The sequence below is a fragment of the Gracilibacillus kekensis genome (assembly GCF_900143085.1).
GTDB classification, from domain to species: Bacteria; Bacillota; Bacilli; order Bacillales; family Amphibacillaceae; genus Gracilibacillus; species Gracilibacillus kekensis.
The window spans coordinates 47199-60391 of the sequence record NZ_FRCZ01000004.1 but is presented as its reverse complement, the minus strand read 5'-3'; the positions used below and the strand labels follow the sequence as shown (position 1 = coordinate 60391).

General features: G+C 35.7%; 13 protein-coding genes. 5 read left to right on the top strand and 8 right to left on the bottom strand.

Features of this window, described 5'->3' with window-relative positions:
* Positions 1–12: 12 nt before the first annotated feature.
* The 8 genes from rsmB to BUC25_RS10465 all read right to left on the bottom strand — a co-directional run bounded on the left by rsmB (position 13) and on the right by BUC25_RS10465 (position 8267).
* On the bottom strand, positions 13–1368 hold the full coding sequence (gene rsmB, locus BUC25_RS10500; protein ID WP_073201834.1) for a 16S rRNA (cytosine(967)-C(5))-methyltransferase RsmB: 1356 nt from the start codon (positions 1366–1368) through the stop codon (positions 13–15).
* The gene (gene fmt, locus BUC25_RS10495; protein ID WP_073201833.1) at positions 1365–2303 is read right to left on the bottom strand and encodes a methionyl-tRNA formyltransferase; all 939 of its coding nucleotides are present in this window, start codon (positions 2301–2303) and stop codon (positions 1365–1367) included. Before fmt ends, rsmB begins: the two co-directional genes overlap by 4 nt.
* Positions 2304–2317: 14 nt before the next feature.
* Entirely contained in the window at positions 2318–4726 is a 2409-nt protein-coding gene (gene priA, locus BUC25_RS10490; RefSeq protein WP_073201832.1) for a primosomal protein N', read from the bottom strand.
* Between the two features lies 1 nt (position 4727).
* Positions 4728–5927, bottom strand: a complete 1200-nt coding sequence (gene coaBC, locus BUC25_RS10485) for a bifunctional phosphopantothenoylcysteine decarboxylase/phosphopantothenate--cysteine ligase CoaBC (RefSeq protein WP_073201831.1) — start codon at positions 5925–5927, stop codon at positions 4728–4730.
* A 309-nt stretch (positions 5928–6236) separates the two neighbouring features.
* Complete coding sequence (rpoZ, locus tag BUC25_RS10480) at positions 6237–6452, bottom strand: DNA-directed RNA polymerase subunit omega (protein ID WP_073201830.1); 216 nt, start codon at positions 6450–6452, stop codon at positions 6237–6239.
* Positions 6449–7069, bottom strand: coding sequence for a guanylate kinase (gmk, locus tag BUC25_RS10475; RefSeq protein WP_073201829.1), 621 nt, complete (start codon positions 7067–7069; stop codon positions 6449–6451). Before gmk ends, rpoZ begins: the two co-directional genes overlap by 4 nt.
* A gap of 14 nt (positions 7070–7083) precedes the next feature.
* Complete coding sequence (gene remA / locus BUC25_RS10470; RefSeq protein ID WP_058307871.1) at positions 7084–7344, bottom strand: extracellular matrix/biofilm regulator RemA; 261 nt, start codon at positions 7342–7344, stop codon at positions 7084–7086.
* Positions 7345–7388: 44 nt separating this feature from the next.
* Complete coding sequence (locus tag BUC25_RS10465; protein WP_073201828.1) at positions 7389–8267, bottom strand: YicC/YloC family endoribonuclease; 879 nt, start codon at positions 8265–8267, stop codon at positions 7389–7391.
* A 127-nt stretch (positions 8268–8394) separates the two neighbouring features.
* Here BUC25_RS10465 and BUC25_RS10460 point away from each other — a divergent pair, with 127 nt between their 5' ends.
* From BUC25_RS10460 to BUC25_RS19365, 5 genes are all read left to right on the top strand, one after another.
* Entirely contained in the window at positions 8395–10110 is a 1716-nt protein-coding gene (locus BUC25_RS10460; RefSeq protein WP_073201827.1) for an Rqc2 family fibronectin-binding protein, read from the top strand.
* Between the two features lie 257 nt (positions 10111–10367).
* Complete coding sequence (locus BUC25_RS10455) at positions 10368–11144, top strand: AraC family transcriptional regulator (RefSeq protein ID WP_073201826.1); 777 nt, start codon at positions 10368–10370, stop codon at positions 11142–11144.
* Positions 11145–11288: 144 nt separating this feature from the next.
* Entirely contained in the window at positions 11289–11726 is a 438-nt protein-coding gene (locus tag BUC25_RS10450; RefSeq protein ID WP_073201825.1) for a VOC family protein, read from the top strand.
* 54 nt (positions 11727–11780) lie between these two features.
* Positions 11781–12230, top strand: a complete 450-nt coding sequence (locus BUC25_RS10445) for a DUF1569 domain-containing protein (RefSeq protein WP_073201824.1) — start codon at positions 11781–11783, stop codon at positions 12228–12230.
* 148 nt (positions 12231–12378) lie between these two features.
* The gene (locus BUC25_RS19365; protein WP_170862681.1) at positions 12379–12552 is read left to right on the top strand and encodes a hypothetical protein; all 174 of its coding nucleotides are present in this window, start codon (positions 12379–12381) and stop codon (positions 12550–12552) included.
* Positions 12553–13193 lie beyond the last annotated feature (641 nt).

Sequence of the window (13193 nt, the reverse complement as noted above, 5' to 3'; positions counted from 1 at the left end):
CTCTTCTCCCCTTCAACTGTGCCTTTTTAATCTCGTAATAAAAAATCCATCACTGTTAATATCTTGAGGAAAAATTTGAACGCCAAATGGACTTTGGCCCATACTCTCTTTTAGTTGTTCTGGTAGCTCTTCAAAAAAGTGAGGATCTACCTCAACATCTCGGTTGTTTTCTAAAAATGTTTTAATCACATTTTCATTTTCTTCCTTATCAACGGTGCAAGTACTATAAATCAATTTCCCATCACTTTTTAACAAAGGCTTTACATGATCCAAAATTTCTAGTTGTATAGTAGATAACTTTACTATGTCTTCTTCACTTTTATTATATTTTATATCAGGCTTACTTCGAAGTACACCTAAACCTGAGCATGGGGCATCTATTAAAATTCGATCAAATGTACCTTCAGCATGTTTTTCTTGTAATAAACGTGCATCAGACTGGGTAGCTCGAATAGTAGTCAGCCCTAATTCTTTGGCTTTTACATTTACCAATTGAGCCTTTTTCTCATGTAGGTCATAAGCATATACGGAGCCATTATCATGCATTTTCTCTGCGATATGGGTAGCTTTCCCACCAGGGGCACTGCAGGCATCTAATACTTGCATTCCTCCCGCTAATTCCATCATCTCTGCAACTAACATCGAACTTTCATCTTGAATGGTGAATAACGCCTCATGAAAACTTTTGTGCTTCAACACATTACCTTTCTCAATCACGATACCTTGCTGTGAAAAGTTGGATGCAGAAGCCTTAATACCATCCTTTTGAAACTGTTCAATTAATTGATCACGAGTGATCCTTAACGGTTGAGTTCTAATGGACATTTTTTTGTGAGTAATATTGGTTTGACACATTTCTTCTGTTATATCGAATCCATATTGCTTTACCCATCGATTCACTAACCAATATGGATGACTCGTTTCTATACTAATTCGTTCAATTGGATCATTGATGAATTGATAATCCGGCAAACCGTTGCGTTGAGCAGCGCGTAATATACCATTGACAAAGTTCGCAATACCTTTGTGCCCTTTATATTTAGCAATCTCTACAGCTTCGTGAATAATGGCATGATCGGGTACTTTATCTAAATATTTCATTTGATAAAAAGATAAATAAACTAACCATTTCACCCAGTTATCCATTTTTTTCTTGGTATTTATAAAGGATGTTAGATCGTATTCTAATGTTAATTTACGTTGCATTGTTCCATAGACAATCTCTGTTAGTAACGCACCGTCTCTCGCATCAAGGTGATGTTTTTTTAAAATTTGATCGATTAATAGATGACTATATCCACCTTGATCGCCGATACGAACTAATAAATCCAGTGCTAATTTCCTTACGCTGTTTGTCGGTTTATTCATTCGCCTAAGATCTCTCCTACTTCCATTTTACTTCCAACACCTCGCAAGAAATCGGAAGCTGACATTTTTTTCTTCCCTGCCGGTTGGACCATTGTTAGTATTATTGCTTGGCTATCGCCAGTTGCAACAATCAAACCATCTTCATTTGTTGCTACAATTGTACCGGCTTTAGCCGTTGTTGATTGATTGGTTTTGGATGCCTCATATACTTTAAAGACCTTCCCTCTCCATGTAGTGAATGCTACTGGCCATGGATACAGACCACGAATATGATTATAGACTTTTTGTAATGATTGATTCCAATTGATTTTTTCTTGTTCTCGAGTAATATTAGGAGCAAATGTTGCTAATTGTTCGTCTTGCGGTGTAGCATTAATTTCTTCGGAAAAAATTCTTGGAATCGTTTCTGCCAATAAATCACTGCCGACAACAGCCAGTTTTTTATGTAGACTACCAACATCGTCATTATCAGCGATTTTGATCTCCTGTTGACTAATTACGTCACCTGCATCTAGCTTTTCTGCCATATACATGATCGAAATCCCAGTTTTTTCATGACCTTCAAGGATTGCATAATGAATAGGAGCACCACCTCTTAATTTCGGCAATAAGGAGGCATGAACATTAATACATCCATAGGAAGGAATATCTAATAAACCTTTTGGTAAAAGCTGTCCAAATGCAGCTGTTACGATCAAATCAGGATTTCTTATTTTTATTTCATCATAATTATCCTTGATTTTTTCTGGTTGAAAAACGTCTATATCATGTTTTTCAGCTGCTACTTTAACCGGAGGTGGGGTTAGAATTTTCTTGCGACCTCTTGGGCGATCGGGTTGTGTCACTACTAAATCGATTTGATAACCTTCCGTGATCAGTCTTTCTAACACTGGCACAGCAAAGTCTGGAGTTCCCATAAAAATAATTTTTTTCATACCTATTACCTCACTTACATTAATGAATATGGTTCAAAATCCACTTGAATTGTTAAATCGTTACGGTGAATATCATCATAATAATGTTCTTGTATTTTTCGGATGATTTCTCTTTGATTTGGTTCGTCTTTGTATTTTACCATGCACTGATACCGATATCTATTATTTATACGAACAATAGGTGATGGAGTCGGCCCTAAAATGGTTGCTTCATCTGATAAATGTTTAAATAATAGTTTACAAATGGTTTTGGTTACCTCTTGTGCTTTTAGTTGATTAGGATGTGAGACATTTATTAATGTTAGAAAATAGTATGGCGGATAACGAAAACCTCTGCGGGTCTGCATCTCTTGATGGAAAAACTGTTGATAATGGTACTGACTTGCTAGTTGAATACTGTAATGTTCCGGTGTATAGGTTTGAATAATAACTTCCCCTGGTAACTTATGCCTTCCAGCCCTGCCGCTTACTTGTGTTAACAATTGAAAGGTTTTTTCAGAAGAACGAAAGTCTGGCAAGTGTAACATTGCATCAACAGCTAATACTCCTACTAGTGTTACATTTTCAAAATCTAATCCTTTTGCTATCATCTGTGTTCCTAATAAAATATTTGCCTCTTTATTCCCAAACTTCTCTAATAGTTTTTTGTGGGATCCTTTTCGTCTTGTGGTATCAACGTCCATACGAATCACTTTTGCTTCTGGGATATGTTCACGTAACGCTTCTTCTACTTTCTGTGTTCCTGTACCGAAATAACGAATCGTCTTACTATTGCATGCCTGACATTCTTTTACCATCGCTATTTGATAATCACAATAATGGCATTTTAATTGGTGGGAACTTTTATGATAGGTTAGGGCAATATCACAAGCAGGACATTTCATCACATCCCCACATTCACGACACATAACAAAGGTTGAATAACCTCTTCGATTCAAAAATAAAACAATTTGTTCTTTTTTTTCGATGCGTGTCTTAATAGCTTCTAATAAATTTCGTGAAAACATGGTACGATTTCCCGCATATAGTTCATCTCTCATGTCGACGATTTCTACTGGTGGCATTTCTCCCTCATTCATTCGATCTGGCATCTCCAATAAATGATAAACGCCTTTTTTTGCTCTTGCATAAGATTCCAGCATTGGTGTGGCACTACCTAGCACAACTGGACAATGATGGTAATTCCCTCGTTTCTTTGCCACTTCTCTAGCGTGATACCGTGGCTGTTCATCCTGTTTATAACTTGTTTCATGCTCTTCGTCAATAATAATAATACCGATATTTTCAAAAGGGGCGAAGATTGCTGAACGAGCACCCACTACAACGTTGACTTCTTTTTTATGAATTTTTGTCCATTCATCAAATTTTTCACCTGCTGATAGCGCACTATGTAATACCGCAACCTGAGAACCAAACCTACTCTTAAAGCGCTGGACCATTTGTGGTGTTAATGCTATTTCGGGAACCAGAACAATAGCTTCCATCCCTTTATCCAATACACGCTCAATCGCTTGCAGATATACTTCCGTCTTGCCGCTTCCAGTCACACCGTGGAGTAAAAAAACCTCGTCCTGTTTTTCTTCGATGGCTTGCCATATTGGCTTGATCGCTGTTTGTTGTTGACCGCTCAAAGGCAATGATTTACTACGTTCAAAATCTGTATCCTGAAAAGGATCACGATACACTTTTTTTTCTATCTTTTTTAGCAGATTTCTCTCTACCAGCTGATTAATCGTTGCTGTGGTGGTGCTTAGTTCCGTAATTAACTGTTTTTGTTCGATTGGTGTTGTTTGCTCTAGAAAGTATTCTAGAATTCGTTTCTGTTTCTTTGCTCGATTTGATGTATCTTCTAACGCCTCTTCTAGTAAGTATGGCTCTTTATTTGGTGCAATAAACACTTTTGTTTTATTCGTTTCTTTCGATTTCACAATATAGTTAATCTGAACATGACCATTTTTCACTTCTTTTAATAACAAAGAATAATTGCCATTTCGTTCAACAAACTCTTCGAAGTCCATCACTGCTCTACCTGCAAAAAGCTGTTGTAATTCTTCAGCAATCTCAACATCTGTTAATACCTCAATTTCCTTTTTGTATTTTGCCTTTAAAATCTGAGGTAACATCGCTTGAAACGTCTGAATATAAAAACTAACCGTCTGTTCACTGATCCATTTGCCTATTTGCAATAACTCCTCCGTTAATACTGGGGTCAAATCCATCACTTCATCAAGGGGTTTAAGTTTATCAAACTCGGAATGATCACTAACTTCCAACACAAAACCCATGACTTTCCTTGGCCCAAACGGAACCGATACTCTCATGCCTTTTTGCACGATATTTTCCCATGATTCAGGAATTAAATAATCGAATGTGTGATTTGTTTGGCTTGTCGAAACATCGACAATCACCTTCGCTACTCGCATACTAACCCTTCCCTATTTCATTATCGATTAGATGAATAATTTGATCAGCTATTTGTTTTTTACTTGCCTGTGGAACAAATTGTTCATTACCGGCTCTCGTTAAAAAAATCACTTGATTTTGATCGGAGTCAAATCCGATATCACTTTGACTTACGTCATTAAGTACAATGGCATCGAGATTTTTGGATACTAATTTTTTTGTACCATATTCCTTAAGATTTTGCGTTTCCGCAGCAAATCCGACTATAAATTGATTCCGCTTGTGTTCACCGAGATAATGTAAAATATCCGTCGTTCGTTCCATTTCTACTGATAATGGTTCATTATTTTTCTTTATTTTATGTTCTACTGTTTGCTTAGGCCGGTAGTCAGCCACTGCAGCAGTTTTAACAACTATATCAACCTCATCATATAAATGCTTGACTGTTTCAAACATTTGACTTGCACTGGACACATGGAAAACTCGAACATTTTGCGGTTCTTCTAAATGGGTGGGACCTGAAACTAAATAAACCTCTGCTCCATTTTCCATTGCAGATTGGGCTAACGCATACCCCATTTTACCTGAAGAATAATTGGTAAAGTAACGCACGGGGTCTAGTGCTTCCCTAGTTGGACCTGCTGTTATTAATACCTTTTTCCCCTTCCACTTCGTCGTACGATTGGTATCCATTTCTAATAATTCTACCATTTTTTCTGGCTCTTCTAATCTACCTTTACCAATATAACCACAAGCAAGATAACCATCACCTGGTTCAATAAAACGATATCCCCAGCTTTCAAGTTTCTTCATGTTTTCCACAACTGCTGGATGCTGATACATGTGAACATTCATTGCTGGTGCCAAATATACTGTTGATTGCGTTGCTAAAAGAGTGGTCGAAAGCATATCATCGGCAACTCCGTTAGCAACTTTTCCAATTAAATTAGCAGTAGCTGGCGCCAGAATAAAAATGTCCGCCCAATCCGCTAAATCGATATGTGCAATTACAGAAGAATCTTTTTCATCAAAAGTGTCAGTGTAGACAGGATTTCTGGATATAGCCTGAAAAGTAAGTGGTGTGACAAACTCTGTAGCATGTTTCGTCATAATGACCTTTACCTCTGCACCAGATTGCGTTAGTTTGCTCGTTAAAGCAATTGCTTTGTATGCCGCAATCCCCCCAGATACACCTATTACAATTTTCTTTCCTTTTAACATCTTAGGAAGCCCCTTTCTTGTACTATAGGAAATTATAAAATTTCGGCTTAAGGATTACATTTATAACCACTGCAGCTCTGAACACCAAGACCTAGGTTTATTTCTCGAATCGCCTTATTACTTTATGAACTCGAAAAGGAAGATCTGCTGGGCACCGATTTCAGCACTTCTGGTAACAGTCAGTAGGCCTGTTATCGCCGTTTATTCCGAAGTCTACATTTTCAAACGAACGTTCTAAGCTTTTATTTCTATAGAAGAAACCCTCGCAAGCTAAAAGCAATGCGAGGGAGTACGTTCAATCAAACTTCATTATTCATTCGGCATCACATAATCAGGATGAACGATTAATTTTTCTTCTAAGATCTCTTCTAAAGCAAGTCCTACATATGTTGCAGAATCTGGGTTTTCGACTTGATGTACTTTTGTATCTTGAATTTGTCTAGCTCTTTTCGCCGCCAGTGTTACTAACGTATACTTTGAATTAATTTTGGTTTGTAATTTATCGATCGATGGTTCTAATATCATTTGTCATCTACCTCCAGTAATGCCTTATATTGTTTTGCAACTCGTTCTCTCTTACAATGCTCACTTTGGACAATCGCTTGTACTTTTCTTACTGCTTCGTCTATATTATCATTTACCACAACATAATCATATTTGTCCATCATTTCGATTTCGTTTCGCGCTTCTTTTAATCGATTCATAATTAAATCTTCGGTTTCCGTTCCTCGATCAACAATCCGATTTTTTAGCTCTTCTAAACTAGGTGGTATCAGAAAGATGAAGACACCTTGCGGAAAGTTTTCTTTTACTTGCAATGCTCCTTGTACTTCAATTTCAAGAAAGACATCATGACCCAGTTCAATCATTTCTTCTACATATTGTTTCGGTGTGCCATAATAATTACCAACATATTCAGCGTATTCCAGCATTTTCTTTTCAGATATCATTTGTTCAAATTGTTCTCGTGTTCGGTAGAAGTAATCAACACCTTCTTGTTCACCTTCACGCATCGCTCTTGTTGTCATCGAAATAGAATACTTTAGATTTGTATCTTGTTCAAATAATGCTTTGCGAACTGTCCCCTTCCCTACTCCAGATGGACCAGATAAAATGAACAGTATCCCTTTTTCATCTATCAATATAGCTCCTCCTACTATTCTTCACTTATTTCATCATGACTAATCACTCGTTGTCCAACTGTTTCAGGTTGAACAGCTGATAAAATGACATGATCACTATCTGTAACAATAACTGCTCTCGTTCTTCTCCCATATGTAGCATCTACTAATTTATTATTGTCACGAGCTACTGTAATAATACGTTTAATAGGTGCAGACTCTGGTGATACAATTGATATTATTCGATTTGCAGAGACCACATTTCCAAAACCTATATTAATTAATTTCAAACTCATTTCGAGCTCCCCCTTAAAATTATCAAACAACTATTTTTAAATAATTATTCTAAATTTTGTATTTGTTCTTTCATTTTCTCTGCTTCACTTTTGAGGTAAACAATTTGCTCACTTATCCATGTATCATTCGACTTAGAACCAATGGTATTTAATTCGCGATTTATTTCTTGTACAATAAAATCTAACTTTCTACCGATTGGCTGACTTTCCTCTATGATGTGATGGAACTGTTTTATATGACTATGTAATCGTGTTAATTCCTCCGAAATGTCACCCTTTTCAGCGAGCAGTGCGATTTCTTGATATAATCTAGATTCATCGTAAATAGAAGTATTTTCAAGATATTTGTTTATACGTTCAAGTATTCGCTCCTGATACTCTATTATAACAATGTTTCGCCGTTCACCCAACTGTTTTATTTTATTTTGTATTTTTTTAGAACGCTCAGTTAAATCTTTCTTTAATTCGGCACCTTCATTTAAACGCATTTGATTCGCTTTTTCGACTGCTTTTTGCAATGCAGATGTAATATATTTTTCTATGATAGAGTCGGTCTCTTCGTGCTCTTTTATGTAAAATATATCTGGGAACTTTCCGAGTAACTCCATTGTTATATCTCCGGATAACTGATAGGTTGACTTTAACTGGTTCAATTGATCTATATATTGTTCAGCTAAATCCCAGTCCGTTTGTAGTTGTTTCTGATTTATCTGCTGTCCAAAAGTATATATTGAAACAGTGATTTTACCACGTTTCATTTTTTTCTGTATGATACGTTTTAATTGGTCTTCTATATGTAATAAGGCTTTAGGAAGGTGAAGAGTAATGTCTAAATAGCGGTGATTAATAGTTTTTATTTCTACACTGATGTCCAGATCTTCTTGTTGAACATCTTCTCTCCCATAACCGGTCATACTAAGCATCTATTTATCACATCCATCAACTATAGTATTCATTATCATATCAAAAATTCATAGGACAAGACAAATTAAAGTATTGATTATTTTTTAGAAATCAGTCATGTTATAATGAAAGAATGAGGTGATAGAAATGGCTTTTGATGGAATTGTAACACGTGCAGTATCACATGAATTAGATCATGAAATGTCATCAGCTCGTGTATTAAAAATATACCAGCCTACTGAAACTGAATTACTTTTTACTATACGTAAATTTGGCACGAATAAACAGTTATTAATAAGTGCTCATTCTAGTTATGCACGAATTCATTTTACGCAAGATACCTATGACAACCCTGCAGAACCATCGATGTATTGTATGATGTTAAGAAAATACCTTAACGGAAGTTTTATCGAAGCTGTGGAACAAGTAGAAAATGAACGGATTATCCATATTCATTTTAAAACAAAAAATGAAATTGGCGATGAAAGTAAAAAGACATTGGTAGTAGAACTTATGGGTAAGCACAGTAATATCATTTTAGTGGACGATGAGCGGCAAGTGATCTTAGATAGTATTAAACATGTATCAAGTGCACAAAACCGGCATCGATCGATTTTACCTGGAAGTGGTTATATAAGTCCTCCTAATCAAGGGAAAATAAATCCTCTTAGATTAGATGGGGAAACTTTTTTAAAAAAGTTAGACTTTAATGCAGGACGAATCGATCAACAAATCGTACACACATATATGGGGTTTTCACCAGTAATAGCAAAAGAAATTGTTTCCAGAGCTGGCTTAGGTAAAGTAACGGCATATATGGAAGCATTTGAATTGATTCAACAAACCGTGCTTGAGCATCATTATCAACCGTGCATTTTCAAAGGTAGAAAAGAAAGTTTTTATGTACTGCCTCTGGTAACCAAAGAAGAAGAAGAAAAAATTTCATATTCTTCTGTCAGTGAAATGCTAGATGCATATTACTCAGGAAAGGCTGAACGTGATCGGGTTAAACAAAAAGCAGGCGATCTTATTAGATTATTAACCAATGAACAAAAGAAAAACAAGCGTAAATTGGTAAAGCTTGATCAAACATTAGAAGATGCCAAACATGCGGATCGCTTTCAGAAATATGGCGAACTGCTGACAGCTCATATGCATTTGGTTAAACAAGGCGATAAAGAAGTTGAGGTAATTGATTATTATGATCCCAATCAGGCTAAGATTACAATAAAGCTAAACGAAAACAAATCGCCAAGTGACAACGCACAAACACTTTTCAAAAAATATCATAAACTAAAAAAATCGAAGCAAATGGTAGAAGAGGAAAAAAAGAAAGCTTTTCAGGAAATCCATTATTTAGAAGAGATTATCGAACAGATTGATACCGCAAGAGAACAAGATATTGAAGAAATACGGGAAGAGTTACAGGAACAGGGTTATTTAAAGAAAAAAGTAATAAAAGGAAAAAAGAAAAAGAAGGCATCTAAACCTGTTCCAGATGTGTATAATAGTTCAGATGGTACTGAGATCTTAGTTGGAAGAAACAATAAACAAAATGAATTTTTAACCAATCGTCTTGCCCGTAAAGACGAAGTGTGGCTGCATACAAAAGATATTCCCGGTTCCCATGTTGTGATTCGTTCAACAGAACCTAGTGAGGATACTTTAATTGAGGCTGCTCAATTAGCTGCTAATTTCAGTAAATCAAAGAATTCCTCATCGGTTCCGGTTGATTATACATTAATTCGACATGTGCGTAAGCCTAATGGAGCCAAGCCTGGATATGTTACGTATGACAATCAAAAAACCTTGTTTGTAACACCAGACAGCAGCTATTTATCGAAATTAAAAAAGCAGAAATAATTTTTAATTAGGAGTTGACTCTCACGGGTCAACTCCTTTTATCTAGATAGGGCTACTATTACATAGATAGCAGCTTTCTAACTCACTTTATGCATAAACGAATTCTATTTATACTAATAGAGTATGAAATGTTCAAATCTATTATATTTTAATAATAAGCTTAAAAACCTGCTCTGCTTCGTCCTCATTACGTTAGGCCTATTGTAGTAAGCGCTTATCTATTATATAATTTGGAAATAATCTAGGAGGTGAACAGAATGAGCAGTAGAAACTCAGAAATGGAAGGGGTGATTGCATATATTCATGATCATCTGGATGAACCACTTCCTCTATCCCGATTAGCTAAACGCGCAGCCTACAGCCCTTTTCATTTTACGCGTATTTTCAAAGCAAATACCGGACTGTCCCCTCATCAATATGTAGCCTCATTAAAAGTACAAAAAGCAAAAAGCCTATTAGTTAATACGAATTTGACAATACGCGATATAAGTATGGAAATTGGTCAACAAAGCTTGGGAACCTTCACGACACGCTTCACTGAGAAAGTAGGGATCAGCCCTATGCAATTCAGAAAAACTCCAAGACAAATCAGCAATTACATGGCATCTCTTCAAGAAAGAAACAACTGGTCTCAACAAACTAAAATGAAACACTCCTATAATAAAGTGGAAGGAACAATTGATGCAGATATCGCACTTGAAGGAGTTATTTTAATTGGTCTATTTAACAAACCAATACCTGAAGGGCTACCTCAATACGGAACACTATTGTCATCATTGGGATATTTTTGTTTTACTGATGTAAAACCAGGAATCTATTATTTGATGGCTACCGCAGTCTTCTGGAATATGCAGGCAAATGAAATACTTGTACCGAATCAAACACTACGTGCGAAAGCAGATGCTCCCATCTATGTAAAAGCGGAAACAGCTATACCTTATCAGTCACTAAGACTACGTGGACCACGTCTTGACGACCCACCCATTCTCATTTCTTTGCCTCTTTTGATGAAAAATTACTTAAATCGTACATAAGTAGCAATTCTTAAGAAATTTACTATATTTTCTTGTGTTAGTATATTGGTGGAAAATAATATTATCATTTTTCTAAAAGGGACGGTTAGGATATTTATAATATTATCTAATTCAATTATTTAAAAATAACAGGAGGTAAAGATTATGAAATTCAATAGAATCGATCACGTAGGCATAATTGTAAATGATCTTTCTGCTGCTAAAGAGTTTTTTCTTGATTTAGGACTTGAAATGCTAGGGGAAGGAGAAGTAGAAGGTGACTGGGTTGAACAAATCATTGGACTTAATGACGTTAAAGAGACGGTTGTAATGTTAGGATTACCAGATGGACAGTCTACTTTAGAGCTAGGCAAATTTCATACACCTTCAGATGAAAAAGGTATTCAAAATTCTTTTGCAAATACATTGGGTATCCGGCATATTGCATTTTCTGTTGAGGATATTGATTCCATTGTTGCTAAATTGAAAAAGAAGGGAACGGAACTCATTGGCCAGGTACAAAACTATGAAAACGTTTATAAGCTAGGCTACGTTCGTGGACCAGAAGGGATTATTTTAGAATTAGTGGAAAAAATTAATTAGTGAAAATGAATGCAAATGAATATAACATTCATTTTGTAAAAGGAGTAGTTTCACTTGAAGAATATTTTTAATCAAATGCATTCTGTGGAAATCTTAAACCGTATCAACAATTTAAGCACAAATTCACAACCTCAATGGGGAAAGATGAATGTTGCACAAATGTTGGCACATTGCTCATTATTTCAAGACGTTGCAACGGGGAATGCTTCTACTAAAAGAAGTTGGTTAGGGATAATAATAGGAAAGTTTGTAAAGCCCATCTTTTATAATGACAAGCCCTTAGCTCATAATATGTCCACTATTCCAACCATTTTGATTGTAAATGAAAAGGATTTTGAAACAGAAAAAGAAAATCTGAAACAAAAAATTATTATCCTCCAAAATAATGGGCCAGAACAATGTACAACACAGACACATCCTTTTTTCGGCAGACTAACCTCCGAGCAATGGGGAAAAGGGCTATACAAGCACCTTGATCATCATTTGAAACAGTTTGGTGTTTAATTATTCCAGAAATTCTTAAAGACAACAACTGGATAGAAGAGTAATGAAATAGTTGATATTAAGATACAATTTTTTCTTGAATTAGATTTAAAATTAGTGATAATATAGAAATGCTAATAAATGGAAAGCAAAAAAAGGAGTTATAATTATGGTCGAACAGTATAACTTGGAGGGAATAGTAGTTCTAATAATCTTTATAGGAATTATTATTGGAGTTGCCTATTGGGTTATTCGTGCAATAAAGAAACCTCCAAAAGCACTTTTGCAAAGAATAAACAAATTAGATAAAGAAATAGAAGAATTAAAAGACAAAAAGCAGTAAAGAGATTATACTTAGTTTTATCTAAATTAAAAGTATAAAAAGAATTCATTTTGTCACCTTAGTTTATATATAATGTTTGCAGGCTTTTACCATTATGATAGAATTCAGAGTAAATATTTTTATACATTCTTCGCCTTATAATAAGAAACTGAAATGGATAATAGATTTAAAACCCGCTCCGGCTTGCTCACTTCGCTTTCCAGGGGGCGTGTCTTCAGCTAACTTTGTAAAGAAGATCCCCCAGGAGTCGAAGTGGCCGCCTGCGCAACTAATGCGCTACAATGGGTGTAAGTAGTGATATGGCGACTTCCATTTCATATTGTTAATAAACCTCGACAAGTTAACTGTCACAAATGATGTAGAACTACTTTATAGCGTAGGCCGTCCGCTTCCACTCCTGTGGCATTCGTTTTCCCTGAAGATCCACTTTTTTGAGCGGTTTGTGCTCGAAAAAGTTAGCTGAAGGGAAAACGCCACGGAAAGGGAAGTGGACAGCCGAAGCTATGGATTCATATACACTATATTTCAAAATGGCTACATTGAAAATACATTAATACAGCGGATTATATGTTTTCTTATAACAAAAAAAGACAGGTGCACTGTCTTTTTTTAGCGAATCACGTATTTTGTTGCGGTTGCCC

Bases quoted from the DNA above. Each gene is read 5' to 3' on its own strand.
- BUC25_RS19365 (WP_170862681.1), top strand. From the start codon at position 12,379: ATGGTCGAACAGTATAACTTGGAGGGAATAGTAGTTCTAATAATCTTT.
- remA (WP_058307871.1), bottom strand. From the start codon at position 7,344: ATGAGTTTGAAATTAATTAATATAGGTTTTGGAAATGTGGTCTCTGCA.
- priA (WP_073201832.1), bottom strand. From the start codon at position 4,726: ATGCGAGTAGCGAAGGTGATTGTCGATGTTTCGACAAGCCAAACAAAT.
- fmt (WP_073201833.1), bottom strand. From the start codon at position 2,303: ATGAAAAAAATTATTTTTATGGGAACTCCAGACTTTGCTGTGCCAGTG.
- BUC25_RS10455 (WP_073201826.1), top strand. From the start codon at position 10,368: ATGAGCAGTAGAAACTCAGAAATGGAAGGGGTGATTGCATATATTCAT.
- BUC25_RS10465 (WP_073201828.1), bottom strand. From the start codon at position 8,267: ATGCTTAGTATGACCGGTTATGGGAGAGAAGATGTTCAACAAGAAGAT.
- BUC25_RS10450 (WP_073201825.1), top strand. From the start codon at position 11,289: ATGAAATTCAATAGAATCGATCACGTAGGCATAATTGTAAATGATCTT.
- rpoZ (WP_073201830.1), bottom strand. From the start codon at position 6,452: ATGATATTAGAACCATCGATCGATAAATTACAAACCAAAATTAATTCA.
- BUC25_RS10460 (WP_073201827.1), top strand. From the start codon at position 8,395: ATGGCTTTTGATGGAATTGTAACACGTGCAGTATCACATGAATTAGAT.
- coaBC (WP_073201831.1), bottom strand. From the start codon at position 5,927: ATGTTAAAAGGAAAGAAAATTGTAATAGGTGTATCTGGGGGGATTGCG.
- rsmB (WP_073201834.1), bottom strand. From the start codon at position 1,368: ATGAATAAACCGACAAACAGCGTAAGGAAATTAGCACTGGATTTATTA.